This is a genomic window from Kaistella jeonii (assembly GCF_000812865.1).
GTDB classification, from domain to species: domain Bacteria; phylum Bacteroidota; class Bacteroidia; order Flavobacteriales; family Weeksellaceae; genus Kaistella; species Kaistella jeonii.
This window is the reverse complement of the sequence record NZ_JSYL01000002.1, coordinates 787658-808081: the sequence shown is the minus strand read 5'-3', so window position 1 is coordinate 808081 and position 20424 is coordinate 787658. Positions and strand designations below refer to the sequence as shown.

The window sequence follows — 20424 nt, the reverse complement described above, 5'->3', positions numbered from 1 at the left end:
CGTTGTAGGATATGCTATGACAACTTTTCCCCGAAAGAAACATTAAAATAAAACCTGTCAAATTGTAACTTTTAAATTACCTTTGTGAAATGAAAGTAAGAAAAGTTATTGCTTTTAAAAATTATTTCCAGGATTTTATTTCGAGCCAAGAAATTAAGGTTCAAAATAAGATTTATAAAATTATTGAGGCAATTGAAACTTTAGAACGTGTTCCATCAAATTACTTAAAACACATTGTTGGAACTGATGGACTTTATGAAGCAAGAATACAACTCGGCTCAAATATTTGGCGGGTTTTTTGTTTTTTTGACGGCGAAAAATTAGTTGTTTTAATGAATGCATTTCAAAAGAAAACTCAAAAAACGCCAAAAAATGAAATTTTAAAAGCCTTAAAAATTATGGCTCAATATTATGAAGATAAATCTAAAAAAAATGGAAACTAAAAGTTGGACAAAAATAAAAGATGAAGTTTACGGAAAAACTGGAACAGAAAGACGTGATGAATTGGACAGAGATTTCGCATCCTTTAAAATCGGTCTGCAATTAAGAAAAGCACGCGAAGAAAAACGACTTACTCAAACTGAATTAGGAAATTTGGTTGACAAAAAGCGTGAATATATTTCAAAAATTGAAAACAATGGAAGTAATTTGACGCTTAAAACTTTGTTTGATATCGTTGAAAAAGGACTTGGTGGAAAGGTTAATATTTCAATCGAGATTTAAAAAAGCACATCCTACAACATGGTATTTGCAAAAAAAGCCCCGAATTTACTTGATGAACAGGGGCTTTCTTCGCAAATACCCAACCGTTATCGGCTATAACTAAAAAACGGTGCCAAAAATTAAATGATGGAATATTATACGTATTGGTCAATATTAGACACACCAAGTAATTCAACTTCTCCGACTTCAATTTGTCTTATACTTTTAATTTTATCTCTAATTACTCTAATTGCCATAATTAAATTTAAAGAGTCAGGTTTTGAAAAAAAACTCTATATAGTTTTAACAACACTGTTTTTGACCCTTTCAGTTCCTGCATACTTTTATTTAAAATTTTTTGTCAAAGACGATACTGAAAAAAGAATAAACAAAATTTTATCTTCTACAAAAGTTGGAAAAGTTGAAGGTGTAATTAAAAAATTCAATAGAAGAATTGAATATAAAAGACAGGCAACTGTAACATTTGAAAGTTTTGAAGTCGATTCTATGAAATTTGCATATGCTGATTATTTACTTGGTAAATTCAATCGATTTAGTGAAACCAATAATGGTGTTTTACAAAATGGAATAAATGTCAGAATAACTTACAGAAAAGGAGATTATGCTATTCAGAAAATTGAAATCGAAAAATAAATAATCGTTACAGCCGATAACAAGATATTTATACAAGCGGGTAGGAAGTTTTCATTGAAGATTTTAGCGATTAATTTAGTTTTTAGCAAGTAGAAAGTTTTCGTATTTTTATCCCGCCTGCATAAATACCCAACCGTTAGCGGTAATGCTATAAAAACAATTATTCAAAATATGAAAAAACAAATTTTATTTTTATTATTATTAATTAATTCAGTAATAATATCTGGACAAACTGAAGTAAGAAAGGAATCTATCGATTATTACTTCACATACAATGATTTTGTTAACAACAAACCAAATATTCCTGAGAAGGCTTATATAACAATTAAAGAAGAAAATCCAAATTCGATTATTTATAAAGAAATTCTTGCAGAATCAACAAATAAAAAAATAAAAAAAGGTTACACAATTTGGGGAATAAAATACAAAGATCAGTTATTTCATAATTTACTATTAACAAATTATGAAATAGCCCAAGATCACGCTTTTGGAAAATTTACTGTTACTGGAAAGAAATTCAATGTAATCATTCTTGATACAAAAAAAGATAAAAAAGCAATTGGACGTAATGGAAATCCATATGGTGGTGGATTGGTTGCCTCTGCTCTATATAAACCTAATAATACTGAATGGAAAGATAGGGATGGAAATAATTATAAAATACTTGTTTATAATGCTGAATTTCCAACTATGAGTCCTAGTTATAAAGAAAACGCTTTAGTTATGTTATTAACTGCAAAAGATGTTGCGAATTTCAATAATAATGATCCTGCTATTATTAAAAAACTAAGTAAAGGTGAATATTATTTAGAAGAATTTTTGGAGTTTGCAAGAAAAGAAAATGAATAATCACTACCGCTAACAGCGGTTTTGCAATAGTGCGGAATTTTCGCAAGTTTAAAGATTTTAGATATTCCGAAATTTAGTGTATAATAGAAAGATCTGGCATTTTTAGCCGCACCATCGCAAAGCCGCAAAACGTTGTCTGCGATTGCTCCTGCGAACGAATTCAAAAGCTCAATTCAAAGAGATTTATCGGAAAATCAGAATTTTATTCGGACAATATTTTGCGGAAAAGTGACAGTTTTTAAACTTAAGGAAAAGCAAACTTTAATCACTTTATGAAAAACCAAACTAAATGTGCTTATCGACCTTTTTTAAAAACGTTTTAGAATCGGAAAAAACTAAAAGTAAAAAAAGAAATTTTAATTAAAGAGGAAAATTTTTGGTCTATAAACTTGGGGAAAAGCAAACTTAATTCACTTTATGAAAAGCCAAACTAACTGTGCTTATCGACCTTTTAAAAAACGTTTTAGAATCGGAAAAACTAAACGGAAAAGCAGAAATTTGAATCAATACGGAAAATAGAAAACGGAAAAGTTTTTCGCAATAGCAGTAGAAAATTATTGTAGATAAACATTCGTTCTTAACTTACGTGTCGCAACCTCATACAACAGCGGTTTGCATAAATGGCGAAATATGTAGTAAATTCACGTTTATCTTTCGCAAGAAATTTTATCTTAGCCGAAAATAATCGGTCACGAAGTTCGCCACTTCTGCAAGCCGCGAAACGTTGTATGCGATTGCTCCTGCGAACTAATTCAAAACCTCAATTCAAAGAGATTTATCACAAAAACCAGAATTTTATCTAAACATATTTGCGGAAAAATTGCTGTTTATAAACTTGTGGAAAAGCAAACTTGAATCACTTTATGAAAAGCCAAACTAACTGTGCTTATCGACTTTTTTTAAAACATTTTAGAATCGGAAAAAACTAAACGGAAAAGAAGAAATTTTAATTAAAGAGTAAAAATTTTGGTCTATAAACTTGCGGAAAAGCAAACTTGATTCACTTTATGAAAAGCCAAACTAACTGTGCTTATCGACTTTTTAAAAAACGTTTTAGAATCAGAAAAACTAAACGGAAAAGCAGAAATTTGAATCAAACCGGAAAAGGAAAAACGGAAAAGTTTTTCGCAATAGCAGTAGAAAATTATTGTAGATAAACATTCGTTCTTAACTTACGTGTCGCAACCTCATACAACAGCGGTTTGCATAAATGGCCAAATATGTGGTAAATTCACTTTCATTTTCCGCAAGATATTTTATCTTAGCCGAAAAAACTCGGTCACGAAGTTCGCCACTTCTGCAAGCCGCGAAACGTTAGCAGAAACACTTTACCAACTATGCGCATAATAAGAATTTTATCAATTTTGCTCGCAATATTTAGTTGCTCAAAAGTGGAAAATTCTAAATTTGAAATAAAGAACACTTTCATAAAAGATTGGAAAGTTGTCAGATATCCATATTCAAATGCAACATTAACTTTATTAAATAATAACGAATTTAAATATCAAGAAGCCGGGCATATTAGTAAATTATACTCTGAAGGAATTTGGAGTCAAAAAAATGATACCATAACTTTAAATTCTTTGAGACCAAATAAGTGTTTATACATTGACGACTTTTCTTTAAATACAAAAGAAACATTTGAATCAATGGTAACAACAATTACAAATTGCCTGCCTGAATCAAGTTCAATAACTTTTACAGAATTTAGTAATTCACAATTTATAATTAAAAAAGATTCATTAATTTATCTGAATTTAAACAAAGATTACAAGAAAAAATATGGCAACTATAAAATTTACTGAAAAAAAGTGCATCTGCTAACATGGTATTTCTACAAGCGGGGTTGAATTTATAAGTTGAAGATTTCAGATATTTTCACTATTTTGGCAAGTAGAAAGAGTTTGCATTTTAAGCCCCGCCTGCAGAAATACCCAACCGTTAGCGGTAATACGACCCACCGACAACGCCATTCGATAGTTAAGATACAATGATGAAAAATATTTTATTTTACACAATACTATTTTTAAGCATATCCCTAATTCTAACGATTGGCTTAAAATATAATTTTGATTTTATATATTGGATTTGTTGCATTGGCGCACTAATGTTTTACACTTGGAACAAAGATGTTATGACAGGAACTGATTTATTTGGAAATACTGAAAAAAATGAAGTTTTGAATTATGACGATGATGAAGAAGCAGATAACTTATATAATGGATATTTTCACGAAGATTATCCCGCAATTTCAGAAGAAGAAAAGGATGGTTTTATAACACTAACAAAACTCTGTGTAGCAACACGATTACAACCAAAACTTATCGATTTTTTTAATCAATTAAGAGATTATTCGGAAGAGGAATTCTCTGTAACACTTTATCGGGTTGCAGAATATTTGTATGCAAATGAAATCAGCTTCATCATTTCTTCTGATATGCAAATGAAATCAGGCTTTGAAAATTCTGAAGTGAAATTGAAAAATTCTTCAAAAGAAAATTTTAATCTATCGATAGAGTTTCAAAAACACGAAAAATGTGATGGAACAACAGCAAATTCTGATGATGAGATTTTTGAATATTTTGACAAGCCATTAAGAGAAAACGGGTTACAAATAGGATTTATAGATACTAAATACATTGAAGAACCTGTAGAATATACATTTTTTATTCACAAAATATCTGACAAAGAAACTGTTAAAAATGCTCTAAATAAAATAGGTTACAACTATTACGAGAAAACGTACTACCGCTAACATCGGTTTGGCAATATGGCGGGTTTAGTGCTAAATCAAAGATTTTTGCATCCTTTGAAGTTCAGTGCTAATAGAAGGTTTCGGCTTCTTTATCCGCCACATCGCCAAGCCGAGAAACGTTAGCTGTCATTGTAAAAACAAAACTAAAAATGAAAACCGACCCAAATATTAGAATTGAAACATTTTTTGAGAAAGACTTTAATACATTGATTTCTTGGGTTAAAGATGAAAAGGAACTTATTCAATTTGCAGGTCCAATTTTCAGCTTCCCATTGACAAAGGAACAATTGAGTAAATATCTTTCTGACAGCAAACGACACGCTTTTAAAATTATTCACAGTGACACAAATACAACAATTGGACATTGTGAAGCGTATAAGACGGATGAACTAAACAGCAGACTTTGCAGAATACTTATTGGCGACAAAAATTTTCGTGGTAAAGGTTATGGAACTATTTTAACAAAAATACTGACCGAGTGGAGTTTTGACAATTTGAATACAAAATCTGTTGACTTGAATGTTTATGACTTTAATACTTCAGCAATTAAATCATATGAAAACGTCGGTTTCAAAATAACATCTATCAACGAAACGACAACACAAGTGAATAACGAAAACTGGAAATCATATAAAATGACTGTTACAAGAGAAAAGTTTAACGAAAAAACAAGACAGAAAACAACGAACAGCTAACATCGTATTGGCAATAGGCGGGGTTTCGTCTTCTAAAGAAGATTTTCGCGAGTCTGAATTTTATTTCTTCGTTTGAAGTTTATCGCCAAAAAGCCCGCCCATCGCCAATACGCAAAACGTTGTGCAACATTTTAAAAAGACCGTCCCCAAAAAAAATTAATTTTTAAATTCAATAATTTTGATTAGTTTTGTATCCAAATGAATACACTTTAATATGTACTTTATTGAAAAAACAGAAGAGTTTGACAAATGGTTTAGAAAATTGAATGATTTAAGAGCAAAAGCAAAAATTTTGTTTCGAATTCAGAAATTAGAAACTGACGAACATTTCGGCGATTTTAAACCAGTTGGAAATGGAATTAATGAGTTGAAGATTAATTACGCAAAAGGTTATAGAATTTACTTTAAGGAGACTGAGGGAAAAATCATTATTCTTCTAATTGGCGGAGATAAATCAACTCAACAAAAGGACATTGAAAAAGCGTTTCAAATCTGGAATAAATTAAAGAAATAATGAAAATGAATACAACAAAATTTGACATTGCAGATTACTTGGACAATAACGAAATGATTGCAGAATATCTTAATACTGTTCTGGAAGAAGGAAATGACTCAGATATAATTGTCGCAATTGGAACTGTTGCTAAAGCGATTGGAATGACTAAAATTGCAGAAGAAACAGGACTTAGTAGACCGAGTTTATACAAAGCGTTATCAGACGGTGCTAAACCACAATTCGCAACAATAATGAAAGTTCTTAAAGCCGTTGGTGGACAATTACATGTGAATCCTACTACAGCGTAAAAAAAACGATTGCACAACACGGCATTTCTATTAGCGGGTCGGAAGTTCCTAACATAAAGATTTTTGCTAGTTGTTCAATTTATTATATTTACAAAGACCTTTTATAAAAAATCCCCGTCAACAGAAATACCCAACCGTTAGCGGTAATTTAAAAACGTCCGTAACCAAACCAAATTTAAGACTAAATGAAATATATTTTTTATTTAACAGTTTTGATGCAAATATCTTGCATTCAAACAAACAACTTTTATCAAGGTCGAGTTATAGATGAAAATAATAATCCGCTTGAAAATGTTTTGGTTTTGGAACTTTATCGCGAAAATCAAACTAAAACGGATAAAACCGGATATTTCAGCTTTGATAGACATAGTTCGAATTTTTTAGAAGATTTAGTTTTTGTTAAGAAAGGATACAAAACGGACACTATTCCTACTGTTTGGCACCAAGCAGGAGAAACAACTTAATATAATTTTATTAAAAAAGATAATACATTCATAAGATTAACACCTGTTGAAACAAAAGAAAATTTAGATCTAACAATTATTCAACCCAAGTCTGAAGATAGAGAAATTCCGACGAAGTTCAGTAATTATTGAAAGTTCCGGGCCTTTTTTAAGCCTAAAAATCGCCAAGTTGAGAACCTTTAGCGGTAATTTTACTGACCAACAAACATTGACAAAATTTTGAAAAATCCAAAAACATTTATATTTTTTTTATGTCTACTTTCTCTATTATCTTGCAATTCAGACCTTTCAACAGAAAAAGTGGAAAAAATTGAATTGATAGGTGCAACTATTGATATCACACAAAGCCCGACGGACAAAAAGGACAATGGAATTTCTGTCGATTTATTCGATAAAAAAGGTAGAATCATTAGAAATGATTCCATAACAATAATTGTAAATGGTGTTGAGGGAGAATTGTATCATAAACAAGGTTTATATTACACGGATGAATCAAAATATCACTTATCAGATATTCCGGTAAATGATACCTATACCGTCGAAATTAAATTGACAGATGGGCAAAAATATATATTGGGCACTATTAAGGCTTTAAGCGAAGAAAAAATTGAAAACATAGAATGCGATGAACGAGGCGACTTAACTAAAAATACAGTGATCAAATGGAAAGATTTAAAAAGTATTGATGAACTGTCGATATACACATCCATTTTACTGAAAACACCACCTAAAAGGGAGGATGGAAGCGATAATAGTAAAGATAAATACTATGAGTACAAAGATGAGATCGTGAAAAAAATTCGCAGTAGTGGAGAATTGACCTTCCTAAAATCTAAATATGTTGACGCAACATCAATTACAACGGGTTTTGAACTGGAATTTAGAACCACAAAATCTGGTAAAATGAACCCTAAACTTTTGAAAAATAGCGGCATTACTATTTCAACATCAATTAAAAAAAATATTAACCTTGAAAAAGAAGAATAAAAATTATCGCTAACATCGGTTTGGCAATATGGCGCGGTTAGCGCTAAATTCAAGTTCAGTTTTTTCAAGAAAGCTTTAGTGCAAAATTGAAGATTCGTGCTTAGATTTCCGCCGCATCTTGAAGCCGAGAACCGTAGTGGAAATTTTCCGAAAGACACAAAACCAAATGAAGAACACAATCGGCAAAAAAATATCTTTAGCAATTATTTTAACCAATCTGACTATCGGAAATGGAATTTTATTTTTTGGTGGAAAAAGTTCATTTGGAGAAAGTGTAAATTATCCATTAATGGCAGGAATGTCAATTGCTTGCATTGTTTTTTATATCGTGTTTTTTAAATATTCAAATTTTGAAATTTACGGAAGGCTAAAATTAATTTTGTTATCTGTTTTAAGTTGTATGATAATTATATTTATTGGAAATTTTTTTGCGCTCTTAATTAAAGAACCAATAAATGAAGTGTTATCAAATATTCCTGCTACAATATTTATGGGAATAATGGGGAATATTTTGATGTTTCCAATTTCATTAATTTTAGGATTAACAAACTTTGGAATCATAACTTATTTTACTCAACAATGAAAAAACTTTTATTATTAATTGTTTTGACTTTAATGGTTGCTACTTGCTGAATAGAAGACAAAACCAAAAATTCCCACATTGCTGCGGGAATTTCTCTTTCTTCTTACTTTTCTAATTTCTTACTCAACTAACTTTTTAGCCTCTTTTTTCTCCATTCTTGCCTTTTGTTTCGTGTCAGCAGGCATTTCCTTTTTCACTTCAGCTTCCTCCATTTTCATGGTTTCTACTTTCGTTGCTTCTGCGGCAGGATTTACAACAGTGGTGTCTGCTTTCACTTCAGCAACTACTGCTGCTTCCGTCTTGACTTTACTTTTTGTATCAGTAGTTTGTGCCTTTGCAAATGAAACACTTAAACCTACTAATACGATTGCGATTGATAACTTTTTCATAATAATACTTTTTATTTTTAATACTACTCTAACGCCGAAAAAGCAAGACCTGTATTTTTTAAACAAAAGTTTAACGTTAATTATAAGACTTTGTGAGGTTTTTGGAAAATTACTTCTTCTCAATTTTTTTTTGAATTCTTTCTACAAACTCAAAGGCAGCGGGACAAATTAAGGTATTCTTGATGGTCAAATGATTGATCTGATAGATTTTCTTCCGATCGGTATGCGGAAATTCGCGACAGGCTTTCGGACGAACTTCGTAGATAGAACATGTATTTTCTTCATTTAGAAACCAGCAAGGTAAGTTCTGAAGCACTTTATCCTCATCTTCATCGGTCTGCAAATATTTTTTTTCAAAATCTGCGGGTTTCATTCGCAAATGTTTAGAAATCCTTTCGATGTCCTTTTCTGTAAAAAGCGGACCAGTTGTTTTGCAGCAATTTGCACAGGAAAGACAGTCGATCTTCGCGAAAACTTCGTCATGTGTTTCCTGCACGACAAAATCTAAATTTTTAGGCGGCTTTTTCTTGAGGTTTGCCAGAAATTTCTGGTGTTCCTTTTGTTTTTTTAAAGCCTGAACTTTATAATTTTCCACATCCATTACGAAAGATTTACTTTTTCAATATCATCAATTTTATCCAGTTCTAATATTGTAGTTTGTCGGTTTGCAGATGGCCGAAACATCGGCAGAAACCTGGCGCCGATCACGAGCTCCTCAGATGTATAAGACGTTCTCTGTACCACCGTATTTGCAAATCCTTCATCAAATGCACGGATCTGAGCAAAAATTTCTATCTCCGACGATTTTATGAAGTCGTGTATGTCACCAAAAAATGGGGAGTTTTCATCTATTTTGTGCACAACGGTCCAGTTTAATGTTAAAGAGTTTATTCTTGCGAGTTCCGTCGACAATGTGAAAAATTCAGTTGCAGAATCAGGAGTCGTTATTCCCGCTATTAAAGTAACCTGAGCTTCGGTGAGCGAATTATTTTTGTAAGATGCTAATCTGAACATTAAAGCAGAGCCCTCTTTATAAGGCGATATTAAAGCATTTTTACTAAATTTAAGAAATGCCCGTGGTCGGGAAAATCTTCCGTAAAATAAACCGGTCGCAATCGCAAAACCCAGTAATCCTAAAAAAGCTTCAAAAGTGGCGACCAAACTGGCCAAAAATCCGACAGGAGCAATCCGACCATATCCTACGGTGGTGAAAGTTTGGGAACTGAAAAAGAAAACGTCGGTGAATTCATTTAGTGGCGTGCTTTTATCGATTCCTGTGAGATGCTCAATGCCTATCATATAATAAACCAATGCAAAAAATATATTGGCTAAAATATAGGCTAAAACTAAAAGAAGGATAAATTTCCAGGAGGGTAAATCGAGCAAAGTATGATACCAACTGTATTTTTCGAGCGGATTTGATAATCCCGTCCGTTTGATATTGGGACTGCCATTTTTGTTTACAAATCTTCCTGTAGCAGTAGAACTGAAGCCACTGTCTTCGCGAGGTTTTAAACGAGAAAATTTGTTTGGTATTTTCGCCATTGTGCAAAATTAATTTAATTTCGGGGAACATGGTTTTGTTTTTCACAGAATCTGCGGCCGCGATAGGAACGGTTACCCCCGAAAGAATCGGCGGAACGAAGTGGAGCCGATGATTGAGGTGTAGGAGTGGATAGCGCGAATTGTCCGCCCAAAAAAAATAACGCTGTCTGCGATCATAAACGAATGCTTTAAAATTTCTTAATTTTGGGGTATGAAAAAATTGGAAACTCGAGAGGATATCGAAACTTTGGTCAATAAATTTTATGATAAAGTGCAGACCGATGAAACCATAGGATTTTTCTTCAATGACGTCGCAAAAGTAGATTGGGATCATCACCTGCCGAAAATGTATTCTTTTTGGGAAACGCTTTTGTTTGGGCAAATTTCTTATAAAGGAAATCCAATGGCGGTTCATTTCCCGATCAATTCACAAGTGCCGATGGAAAAATTTCATTTTGCACACTGGGTACAATTATGGACGCAAACTATTGAACAAAATTTCACGGGAGAAATGGCGGAAATGGCGATTTATAAAGCCACCAACATTGCAAATCTAATGGGTCATAAAATGGAGGTAGCGAGAAGATAATTAAGTTTAGATGATAATCGGCTGTCTTAATGCAATTTATTTCTTTAAATTCTGCCTTTTAGAAAATCCTGTCTTATGTCTTCATCAAGTCTTTCAATCGCATAACGCAAAGTTGTTCGTGGCATTTTTCGGTAATGAAGATTTAGAAAGTCAAGAAGCTCTTTTTGATCTTTTTTACCCATTTCTCGCAAAAGCCAACCATTTGCTTTGTGCATTAAATCGTGTTCGTGATGAAGATTTTTTAAAGCCAATTCTTTCAGCAAATCAAAAGATCCTTTTTTGACATGAAACATTGTTGCAACAACGGCGATTCTTTTGCTCCATAAATTATCTTCCTCGGAAAGGTCTTCTAAAATAGTATCATCTTGATTTTCAAAACAATATCTTCCTAAAATCTTATAGCACGAAGTATCGACCAAATCCCAATTATTGATGAATTCCCGGTTCTTTAAATAGAACTCGACGATTTCTTTTTTCTCTTTTAAATCTTTTGATTTCTCGAATTTTGAAACCAAAATAAATAATGCACAATGTCGATGTTCGTGAATTGGTGAGGATAAAAGTTTCTCTAATTCTTGTAAAGAGATCTTGTTTTCAAAATTTTTGGCGATCTTCCTTTGATCGGGAACAGTAACGCCGATGAATTGGTCACCATCTGCATACTCCCCTTTTCCAGTCTTGAAAAAACGGCCCAAAATTTCTTTCTTTTCCAGGATAGAAAGCTCTTGAAGCGCAGATTTTATTTGATCAACCATTTTAAAAAATATTTTCGCCGGTTTGCGTTGTAAATTCTTCCAGAAATTTCATTCCGCGGTAGGAATTTCCTTTTTCGTTGAGTTTCGGACTCCAAACGGTGATGCAGTAATGTTGAGGATAAATGGCGACAATTCCGCCACCAACGCCACTTTTTCCAGGTAAACCGACGAGGAAAGAGAACTCGCCTGATTCATCGTAAAATCCGCAAGTCAATAAAATCGCATTGATCCTTTTGGCTTTGCTGAAAGACAAAATCTGATCATTTTTTGAAGGTATTTTTCCTTCATTTGCCAGATATAAAAAACTCCTGCTCAATTGTTTACAAGTCATTTCGATAGCACAAAGGTGACAATACAATTCAATGACGGCATCGGGTTTATTTTTAATATTCCCAAAAGATTTCATGTAATTGCACATCGCAGCATTTCTGAAACTGTTCTGCATCTCACTCGCCGCAACTATTTCATTGAAAAAGATCTGATGATCGGCTGTCAAATCGCGAATAAACTGGAGTAATTCCTGTTTTGGATCATTACAGATTTCTAATAAAATATCGCAAATAACCAAAGCTCCTGCGTTGATAAAGGGATTTCTGGGAATGCCATGATCGGCTTCTAATTGCACTAAAGAATTAAACGCATTGCCAGAAGGTTCTACATCAACTCTACTCCACAATTTTTCACCCAATTTCTCGTAGACATAAGAAAGTGCGAAAACTTTAGAAATACTCTGAATTGAAAATTTCTCCTCAAAATCACCAATTCCAAAACTGTTGTGTTTCAAATCTGTGAAGTTGATGCCAAATTTATTTTCATGAATACAGGCGAGTTCAGGAATATAGTTAGGAACTTTCCCAAAATTTTCTTTGGCAATAATATCGGTGTAAACCTTTGAAATAATTTTTTGATAATCTACTTTCATTCGATAAAAATGGTGTGTTTACAAATTAGCTTTAAAAAAAATGCTTAAAATTAATCAAGCATTTTTTTAAGTGCGCTATCGCATTGTATTTTAATCTTCTGATTCTAACTCTTCCGCTTCATCGTCATGATATTCAAACAAGAAATCATTGTATGGGAATCTTGCGATATGAATTTTCAGAACTTCATCGTAAATCATTTTCTTCATCTCCGGGAAATTTTCCTTCGTTAAAGCAGAGATAAATACGGTAGGATATTTTGAATTAGACATCCAGGTTTTTTTCCATTCGTCTAGAGAAATATTTTTACGCGTTTCCGGAGTCAAATCGTCTTCGTCTTTCTGCTCATAGGCAAAAGCATCAATTTTGTTGAAAATTATGATCATCGGTTTTTGATGCGCATTGATTTCCATTAAAGTTTGATTGACAGAATTGATCTGATCTTCGAAACTTTCATGCGCAATATCGACAACATGAATCAGCAGATCTGCTTCCCGAACTTCGTCTAAAGTTGATTTAAAACTTTCAACCAATTGCGTCGGTAGTTTTCTGATAAACCCAACAGTATCGGTTAAAAGGAAAGGTAAATTTCCGATCACAACTTTTCGAACCGTCGTATCTAAAGTGGCAAATAATTTATTTTCAGCGAAAACATCTGACTTCGAAATGGCGTTCATTAAAGTTGATTTCCCAACATTGGTATAACCAACCAAAGCGACACGAACCATTTTTCCACGGTTTTGTCTCTGCGTTGCCATTTGCCTGTCGATGGTTTTCAATTTATCTTTCAGCAAAGCAATTCGGTCGCGAATAATCCTTCTATCGGTTTCAATTTCGGTTTCTCCAGGTCCACGCATTCCGATCCCTCCTTTTTGCTTATCAAGGTGAGACCACATTTTGCTTAACCTCGGTAATAAATACTGATACTGAGCCAATTCCACCTGCGTTCTTGCATAAGAGGTTTGAGCTCTTTGGGCAAAAATATCAAGAATTAAATTGGTCCTGTCCAGGATTTTAACATCCTCCATTTCTTTCCCAAGATTCTTCAGTTGTGAAGGCGAAAGTTCGTCATCGAAAATTACGGTTCCGATTCCGTTTGATTTTACGTAATCTCTTATTTCTTGGGCTTTCCCACTTCCAATAAAAGTTTTGGGGTCGGGTTGCGTCAGTTTCTGAATAAATCTTTTGTCTACTGTTGCACCGGCTGTTAAAACCAGAAACTCAAGCTCATCCATATATTCGATGAGTTTCGTTTCGTCTTGATTTTGAGTAACTAAGCCGACTAAAACAGCTTTTTCGTATTGATGGTCTTTTTTTTCTAACATAAATTTCCTCTCGGCATTTGTACAAAGATAATAATTTGATTTTCACCATTAAAAAATCTCAGATAAATTTATCTGAGATCTTCTATTTATTCTTAAAATTTTTAATCCCAATCTGAAGCTACAAACTTCAATGATTTTCCAGAATTATTTGAAAGCGTTAAATAATGTCCTTCAATTTTATAATTCGTCATTGTGGGCAAAGCTTTACCAAGTGCAGATTCCAGATCCATTGCTTTATCACAAAACATCATCGTGCTTCCGATTTGAGAAAATTTCACCATTCCTTTTCCACTAAAAGTCGCTGTTCCAAACATATTGTTGCAACCCATGTAGGCTGAAAATTTTCCGGCATCTTTAATATTGGTAAAATTAATGTTGGCTTTATTGGCGACCATAACGTCTTTGCTGAAATCTTGGAATTCAACCAACATCCATTCTTTTTTTACATTGTCAGAATTGGTCATTTGCGAAGAACAGTTTACTAAAAAAAGCAATGCGAATACGGCTAGAAAGCTTGTTAAAATATGTTTCATTTTTAAATTTCCCTTGCCTATCCTATTTCCGTGCCATGATTTATTTATATTTGAGCAGAAAAAATTTTTTTAATAATCTTATCCATGAAGGAAATCAAAAATTTAGAAACCGAAAGACTATTTCTGAAACCCATTTCAAAACCTGATGCGTCTTTTATTTTGGAACTGTATAATTCTGCAACGTTCATCAAATTTATTGGAGACAAAAAGATTCGATCTCTTGAAGATGCTGAAAATTATATTACAGAAAAATTTCTGCCTCAATTGGAAAGATTAGGTTACGGAAATTATTTAGTCGTGCGGAAATCTGATGAAAAGAAGATCGGAGCAGTCGGCATTTTCGAGCGCAAAGGTTTAGACGTTCAGGATATCGGCTTTTCTTTTTTGGACGAATTTCAAGGGAAAGGTTATGGTTTCGAATCGGCTTCCAAACTTTTGGAAATAGCTTTTTCCGAATTTAATTTAAATGGAATTTCAGCGATTACTTCAAAAGAAAATATTGCCTCTCAAAATCTGATCAAAAAGTTAGGTTTAAAATATTTAAAAACAGTTCAACTTCCCAATGAGGATGTAGAATTGCTGTATTTTGAACTCTCAAAAACAAACACATAAAAAAAGAACGCCTCCAAGGAAACGTTCTTTATTATTTTTAAAACTATACTTTTAGTTTGGCTTCCAGTCTACAACCGCTCTAATAAATGCTTCAGCATTTTCCAGCGGAATATTTGGTAAAATCCCGTGTCCAAGATTGGCGATGTAGCGGTCTTTCCCAAAACGGTTGATCATTTCTGTTACCATTTTTGTGATGGTTTCCGGTGAAGAATTTAATCTGTTCGGATCAAAATTACCCTGTAAAGTCATGGTATGATTCGTCAATTTTCTCGCTGATTCCGGTGTGATCGTCCAGTCAACACCAAGTGCAGAAACTTTAGACATAGTCATTTCTTCTAAGGCGAACCAACATCCTTTACCAAAAACCACAACGTGTGTTAATGGGCTTAATGCTTCTACAATTTGGTTGATATACTGGTAAGAAAAAATCTGGTAATCTTCCGGCGACAAACAACCTCCCCAAGAATCAAATACCTGTACCGCAGAAACGCCTTTTTCTACTTTTCTTTTCAAATAAGCGATGGTTGTATCTGTGATTTTCTGCAATAATATATGAGCCGCTTCCGGATTTCTGAAACAAAAACTTTTCGCAACATCCCAGGCTTTCGAACCTTTTCCTTCTACGCAGTAACATAAAATAGTCCAGGGCGAACCGGCAAAACCGATGAGTGGAATATCATTATCTAATTTATGCAAAGTCATTTCTATAGCGTCAAAAACATATCCTAAAGTTTCATCAACATCAGGAACTTCGATATTTTGCACATCTTCTAAAGTACGAATTGGCTTTTCTAACCAAGGTCCAATTCCATCGCGCATCTCGAAATCCATTCCCATTGCTTGAGGAACAACTAAGATATCTGAGAATAAAATCGCAGCATCTAAAGGAAATCTGCGAATCGGCATCATGGTAATTTCCGACGCCAATTCCGGGGTACTACATCTTGTGAAGAAATCATATTCATCACGCATCGCACGGAATTCAGGTAAAAATCTTCCAGCTTGTCTCATCATCCAAACCGGTGGTCTTTCAACGGTTTCTCCTCTTAATGCTTTTAAATATAAATCGTTTTTAATCATATTCTTTGATTTTCCCTGCGCAGATCTATTTGTTCTGGGCAGAAATTAATTTCAGCAAATCGTCAAGATTGCTTTCTTTACTTGTTATAATTGGATTATTTGTAAATTTTTTGATCTCATTCGCGGTCGTGTCACCGATAGAAAATATTTTCATGTGATCGAGAGAATTAAACTGGGCAAAACTACGAACTCCGCTTGGACTAAAAAAACACACTGCATCGTAATTTCCCGAAACTTTTGGGTAGAGTAATTTGGTTTCATAAACAACGATTTTCTTGTAAGAGATATTTTGCAGGGGCAAAGCTTTATCCAGAACATCTAAGGCAAGATCTCCGCAAAAATGCAGGAATTTTTCTTTTGTACTGTTGTCGATAATGAATTCTGAAAGTTCTTTAGCATTTTTAGCTACTTTAAAAGTACCAAAACCGTTTTTTCGCAGCGCTATTTTTGTCGTAAAACCAACGGCATAAATTTTATTGAAATTCTTATCGATGAAATTTTCGTTGGGGAAAAAATTGTTGGTGAAAAAAGCATCTACCGCATTGACACTGGTAAAAATAAGCGATCTATTTTTCAGTTCGAACGGTTGTATTTTTAATGGATTAATGTCAATAACTTTCACAAAATCCCAGGAAAACTGATCTCCTAATTTATTGGAAATCACTACTTCATTCAATTTTTTTGTGAAAAGAATCTTCATTTATTTTTTACTATAAATGCTTAAAGCAAAGTTTTACAATCTGTTTTTAATTTCCGTCATCAAAGCTTTTCCGCCATTGTTGAGGATTTTCTCCGCGAGTATCTTTCCGAAATTTTCCTTGTCATTCCATTGAAAAATTTCATCGGTTTCGATACAATTTTTTCCATCTAAAGAACATAATCTGCCGATGAAACGGACTTCATTTTGCTCGTTGATTTCGGCAAAAGCACCGATTGGAGCGGTACAACCACCTTCTAAAGTATGCAAGAAATTTCTTTCAATTTCTATACAGATCTGGGTTTGTATGTGATTGATGTCAGCAAACATTTCGCGAATTTCAGCATCATCAGTTCTTGCACAAACCGCGACAACACCTTGCGCCGGAGCTGAAATCATGATCGGAAGAAACTCATAATCAATATTTAAACCCATTCTTTCGATCGCTGCCAAAGAAAACATGGTCGCATCGAAATCATTTTCTTCGAGTTTTTTTAATCTCGTTTGAACATTGCCACGAATGTCTGAAAACTGGGTATCAGGAAACTCACTCAACCAGAACGCACGACGTCTCAAACTGCTCGTCGCAATTTTCAAGTCTTTCATTTCTATTGTTGCTGAATCAGTTTTTCGAACCAAAACATCTTCAGGATAATCGCGTTTTAGTACAGCAATAATTGAAATATTTTCGGGTAATTCGGTTGGAATATCTTTTAAGGAGTGAACTGCAATGTCAACTTCTTTATTAAGGAGCGCAATGTCTAAGTCTTTGGTAAAAATTCCTGTAATCCCTAAAGTGTAAAGAGGTTGCGTCAGGTTTTTATCTCCCGAAGAAAGAATCGGTGTGATATCGGTTTTATAATTTTTATTTTGAAGATTTCGGGCAACTTCTCTTGCCTGCCAAAGTGCAAGCGGAGAATTTCTGGTGCCTATCTTAATGCTTCTCATTGAATTCGTTGTTTGGCTGTTCGACTAAAATTTCGTGCATTAACTTGCTGATCTCCTCGGCTTTCCAAGGATTATCGATAATATATTTTGCAAAACGGTTTGTAATTTTCTGAATCATTTTATCAGAAAGCTTCATATCATCAACCTCCACATAACTGTGTTTTTTGTGTATGTTGTGCATTTCATTGCGTTCCATATTTTTCAAAACTGCTTTGAAATGGTGAATGTTGGGAGCCATTTTTCGTTTCTTTTCCCACTCCAGAAAATCCTTTGTCATTTCTTTGATGATCTCTTCAGCTTTCGGAATTTCTTTCTGACGCTGAATCATCGTTTCACTGATGTGAAGAGAGAGCTGATCAACATCGACCAAACTTACATTGGTGTTTTCGGTGATATTTTTCTCCACATTATTCGGGATCGAAAGATCGATGACCAAAGTTTCTTTTCCGTTCGGGAAGTGAGACTTGTTGATAATGGGATGTTGAGCTCCTGTTGCGACAATTAAAATATCGGTTTTGCTCAATTCTTCCTGAAAGTTATCAAACTCGATGTGTGGAATTTTATATTTTTCGGCTATTTTTTCGGCTTTAGCAAGACTCCGGTTCGCAATTTTTACTCTCGGTTTGTAAACATGTTTTACCAAATTTTCCACCGTATTTTGACCGATTTCCCCTACTCCCAGCAACAAAATATTTTTGTCAGAAATCTGAGTTTGATTTTTTAAAATATAGTGAACCGCAGCATAAGAAACGGAAGCTGCTCCATTAGAGATCCCGGTTTCATTCTTGATTCTTTTGGAAATTTGAATGGCAGAATTAATGGCTCTTTCTAAAAAAGGATTGGAGTTTTGTTTTTCTTTTTTGAAACGGTAATAGGCATTTTTGATCTGACCGATAATTTCAAAATCACCGATGATCTGACTTTCTAATCCTGCTGCTACACGGAAAAGATGATTTAATGCTTCTTCTCTTTTCAGAACATTCACGTATTTCATGAAATCGGTAAGACTTACGCCGATGATCTTGCAATACAGTTCTGCGATAAGCAGATAATTTTGGGTGGTCGTATAAATTTCGGTTCGGTTGCAGGTAGAAACTACGAATGCATCACCTAAACTTTGCCCGTGGATCTCGTTGACAAAGTTTTTAATATTTTCATCAAAAAAAGAAAATTTCCCACGAGTTTCCGCATCAGCTTTTTCGAAACTGATACTGAGAACGGCAAAATTAGCAGTTTTGTGAATGTTAAAATCCTGATTCATAAACACCCGCAAATTTAAGATTTTAAATTCAATATAAGATTACAATACAATATGAAGATTATCACGAAAGTCTATCGAAAATTCTCTTTCCATTCTATTTTCTGCTGATTATGAAATATTTCCAACATAAAAAAGTTATAAGATCAGGTAATAGAACTTTAATAAAACTTTAACCTAAATTAGTTGAAATGCAGTTTTTAGAACGGTTCTAAATTTATATCTTTGTACACTTAAAAAAATCACGAAAAATGGGCTTATTTGATATGTTCACGCAAGATATTGCGATTGATCTAGGAACAGCGAACACACTTATTATACATAACAATAAAATTGTAATTGATCAACCTTCTATTGTAGCGATTGAGCGTTCTACCGGAAAGCCCATTGCGGTTGGGGAAAAAGCCAAACACATGCAGGGGAAAACCCACGAAGACATCAAAACGATCCGACCTTTGAAAGATGGCGTAATTGCTGATTTTCACGCATCTGAACACATGATCAAGGAGTTCATCAAACAAATTCCGGGCATTAAAGGAAAACTTTTTCAGCCTTCATTAAAAATCGTGATCTGTATTCCTTCCGGAATTACAGAAGTTGAAAAAAGAGCGGTAAGAGATTCTGCACAAAAAGTAAACGCAAAAGAAGTACGTCTTATTTATGAACCAATGGCTGCAGCAATCGGTGTAGGAATTGATGTTCAAAAACCTGAAGGTAATATGATCATCGACATAGGCGGTGGTACGACTGAAATTGCAGTTGTTGCTTTGGGTGGAATTGTTTGTGATAAGTCTGTGAAAATTGCAGGTGATGTTTTCACCAATGACATTGCTTACTATTTAAGAACACACCATAATTTATACATCGGGGAAAGAACTGCGGAGAGAGTAAAGATCGAAGTAGGTTCCGCCGTGGAAGAACTTGATGTAGATATTGAAGATGTTCCGGTTCAAGGACGTGATTTGATTACCGGTAAACCAAAAGAAATTATGGTGAACTACAAAGAAATTGCACGTGCTTTAGATAAATCCATCATCAGAATTGAAGATGCGGTAATGGAAACGCTTTCTCTTACTCCGCCAGAATTGGCAGCAGATATCTACAAAACAGGAATTTATCTTGCAGGCGGTGGTGCTTTGTTAAGAGGACTTGCTGATCGACTTCACAAGAAAACGGGATTACCTGTTTTTGTAGCTGAAGATCCATTAAGAGCAGTAGTTCGTGGTACAGGGATCGCTTTGAAAAATATGGATAAATTCAATTTCCTTATTAAATAAATT

26 protein-coding genes are annotated in these 20424 nt (G+C 33.8%); 15 read left to right on the top strand and 11 right to left on the bottom strand.

The window, feature by feature from the left end; genetic code table 11:
- The first annotated feature begins 89 nt into the window (after positions 1-89).
- From OA86_RS06405 to OA86_RS06345, 12 genes are all read left to right on the top strand, one after another.
- A complete protein-coding gene (locus tag OA86_RS06405; protein WP_039350373.1) occupies positions 90-443 on the top strand; it encodes a type II toxin-antitoxin system RelE/ParE family toxin in 354 nt (117 codons plus the stop codon).
- The gene (locus OA86_RS06400) at positions 433-723 is read left to right on the top strand and encodes a helix-turn-helix domain-containing protein (protein WP_039350585.1); all 291 of its coding nucleotides are present in this window, start codon (positions 433-435) and stop codon (positions 721-723) included. Before OA86_RS06405 ends, OA86_RS06400 begins: the two co-directional genes overlap by 11 nt.
- A 123-nt stretch (positions 724-846) precedes the next feature.
- On the top strand, positions 847-1356 hold the full coding sequence (locus tag OA86_RS06395; protein WP_126340470.1) for a hypothetical protein: 510 nt from the start codon (positions 847-849) through the stop codon (positions 1354-1356).
- Between the two features lie 171 nt (positions 1357-1527).
- On the top strand, positions 1528-2205 hold the full coding sequence (locus OA86_RS06390; RefSeq protein WP_039350367.1) for a hypothetical protein: 678 nt from the start codon (positions 1528-1530) through the stop codon (positions 2203-2205).
- Between the two features lie 1391 nt (positions 2206-3596).
- On the top strand, positions 3597-4010 hold the full coding sequence (locus OA86_RS06380) for a hypothetical protein (RefSeq protein ID WP_039350360.1): 414 nt from the start codon (positions 3597-3599) through the stop codon (positions 4008-4010).
- 302 nt (positions 4011-4312) lie between these two features.
- The gene (locus OA86_RS06375; protein ID WP_052257410.1) at positions 4313-4960 is read left to right on the top strand and encodes a hypothetical protein; all 648 of its coding nucleotides are present in this window, start codon (positions 4313-4315) and stop codon (positions 4958-4960) included.
- 149 nt (positions 4961-5109) lie between these two features.
- On the top strand, positions 5110-5655 hold the full coding sequence (locus OA86_RS06370; protein WP_039350356.1) for a GNAT family N-acetyltransferase: 546 nt from the start codon (positions 5110-5112) through the stop codon (positions 5653-5655).
- 214 nt (positions 5656-5869) lie between these two features.
- Positions 5870-6169 carry a type II toxin-antitoxin system RelE/ParE family toxin gene (locus tag OA86_RS06365; RefSeq protein WP_039350354.1) on the top strand — a complete coding sequence of 100 codons (300 nt, stop codon included), beginning with the start codon at positions 5870-5872 and terminating at the stop codon, positions 6167-6169.
- Positions 6169-6459, top strand: coding sequence for an addiction module antidote protein (locus tag OA86_RS06360; RefSeq protein ID WP_311316318.1), 291 nt, complete (start codon positions 6169-6171; stop codon positions 6457-6459). Before OA86_RS06365 ends, OA86_RS06360 begins: the two co-directional genes overlap by 1 nt.
- Before the next feature lie 185 nt (positions 6460-6644).
- On the top strand, positions 6645-6923 hold the full coding sequence (locus OA86_RS06355; RefSeq protein WP_039350351.1) for a carboxypeptidase-like regulatory domain-containing protein: 279 nt from the start codon (positions 6645-6647) through the stop codon (positions 6921-6923).
- A gap of 219 nt (positions 6924-7142) precedes the next feature.
- A complete protein-coding gene (locus OA86_RS06350; protein WP_169743943.1) occupies positions 7143-7910 on the top strand; it encodes a DUF4249 family protein in 768 nt (255 codons plus the stop codon).
- Between the two features lie 166 nt (positions 7911-8076).
- On the top strand, positions 8077-8493 hold the full coding sequence (locus OA86_RS06345; RefSeq protein ID WP_039350346.1) for a hypothetical protein: 417 nt from the start codon (positions 8077-8079) through the stop codon (positions 8491-8493).
- A gap of 119 nt (positions 8494-8612) precedes the next feature.
- On the opposite strand, the gene OA86_RS06340 is transcribed toward OA86_RS06345, so the two are convergent.
- The 3 genes from OA86_RS06340 to OA86_RS06330 all read right to left on the bottom strand — a co-directional run bounded on the left by OA86_RS06340 (position 8613) and on the right by OA86_RS06330 (position 10427).
- On the bottom strand, positions 8613-8882 hold the full coding sequence (locus OA86_RS06340; RefSeq protein WP_126340468.1) for a hypothetical protein: 270 nt from the start codon (positions 8880-8882) through the stop codon (positions 8613-8615).
- Between the two features lie 109 nt (positions 8883-8991).
- Positions 8992-9483 (bottom strand): YkgJ family cysteine cluster protein, encoded by a 492-nt coding sequence (locus OA86_RS06335; protein ID WP_039350342.1) that lies wholly within the window; start codon positions 9481-9483, stop codon positions 8992-8994.
- Positions 9483-10427, bottom strand: a complete 945-nt coding sequence (locus OA86_RS06330) for an ion channel (RefSeq protein WP_039350339.1) — start codon at positions 10425-10427, stop codon at positions 9483-9485. The genes OA86_RS06335 and OA86_RS06330 overlap by 1 nt, the downstream gene beginning before the upstream one ends.
- Positions 10428-10638: 211 nt before the next feature.
- Between OA86_RS06330 and OA86_RS06325 the strand changes: the two genes are divergently transcribed.
- Positions 10639-11016 (top strand): group III truncated hemoglobin, encoded by a 378-nt coding sequence (locus OA86_RS06325; RefSeq protein WP_039350335.1) that lies wholly within the window; start codon positions 10639-10641, stop codon positions 11014-11016.
- Positions 11017-11060: 44 nt separating this feature from the next.
- Here the strand turns inward: OA86_RS06325 and OA86_RS06320 are convergent, their stop codons facing one another.
- The 4 genes from OA86_RS06320 to OA86_RS06305 form a co-directional block, all read right to left on the bottom strand.
- Positions 11061-11771 (bottom strand): DNA alkylation repair protein, encoded by a 711-nt coding sequence (locus tag OA86_RS06320; RefSeq protein WP_039350332.1) that lies wholly within the window; start codon positions 11769-11771, stop codon positions 11061-11063.
- A 1-nt stretch (position 11772) separates the two neighbouring features.
- A complete protein-coding gene (locus tag OA86_RS06315; protein WP_039350329.1) occupies positions 11773-12693 on the bottom strand; it encodes a glutaminase in 921 nt (306 codons plus the stop codon).
- Positions 12694-12783: 90 nt separating this feature from the next.
- A complete protein-coding gene (hflX, locus tag OA86_RS06310; RefSeq protein ID WP_039350326.1) occupies positions 12784-14016 on the bottom strand; it encodes a GTPase HflX in 1233 nt (410 codons plus the stop codon).
- A gap of 101 nt (positions 14017-14117) precedes the next feature.
- On the bottom strand, positions 14118-14549 hold the full coding sequence (locus tag OA86_RS06305; RefSeq protein ID WP_052257409.1) for an META domain-containing protein: 432 nt from the start codon (positions 14547-14549) through the stop codon (positions 14118-14120).
- A gap of 84 nt (positions 14550-14633) precedes the next feature.
- Here OA86_RS06305 and OA86_RS06300 point away from each other — a divergent pair, with 84 nt between their 5' ends.
- A complete protein-coding gene (locus tag OA86_RS06300; RefSeq protein WP_177187107.1) occupies positions 14634-15161 on the top strand; it encodes a GNAT family N-acetyltransferase in 528 nt (175 codons plus the stop codon).
- A 51-nt stretch (positions 15162-15212) separates the two neighbouring features.
- Here OA86_RS06300 and hemE read toward each other — a convergent pair whose 3' ends face one another.
- From hemE to hemA, 4 genes are read right to left on the bottom strand one after another with little or no spacing between them, the layout of a single operon-like run.
- The gene (gene hemE, locus OA86_RS06295; RefSeq protein WP_039350323.1) at positions 15213-16241 is read right to left on the bottom strand and encodes a uroporphyrinogen decarboxylase; all 1029 of its coding nucleotides are present in this window, start codon (positions 16239-16241) and stop codon (positions 15213-15215) included.
- 25 nt (positions 16242-16266) lie between these two features.
- Positions 16267-16941, bottom strand: a complete 675-nt coding sequence (locus tag OA86_RS06290) for a uroporphyrinogen-III synthase (protein ID WP_039350321.1) — start codon at positions 16939-16941, stop codon at positions 16267-16269.
- 33 nt (positions 16942-16974) lie between these two features.
- The gene (gene hemC, locus OA86_RS06285) at positions 16975-17886 is read right to left on the bottom strand and encodes a hydroxymethylbilane synthase (RefSeq protein ID WP_039350318.1); all 912 of its coding nucleotides are present in this window, start codon (positions 17884-17886) and stop codon (positions 16975-16977) included.
- Complete coding sequence (gene hemA / locus OA86_RS06280; RefSeq protein WP_039350315.1) at positions 17873-19147, bottom strand: glutamyl-tRNA reductase; 1275 nt, start codon at positions 19145-19147, stop codon at positions 17873-17875. Before hemA ends, hemC begins: the two co-directional genes overlap by 14 nt.
- Positions 19148-19395: 248 nt before the next feature.
- Here hemA and OA86_RS06275 point away from each other — a divergent pair, with 248 nt between their 5' ends.
- On the top strand, positions 19396-20421 hold the full coding sequence (locus OA86_RS06275; RefSeq protein WP_039350310.1) for a rod shape-determining protein: 1026 nt from the start codon (positions 19396-19398) through the stop codon (positions 20419-20421).
- Positions 20422-20424: the final 3 nt, after the last annotated feature.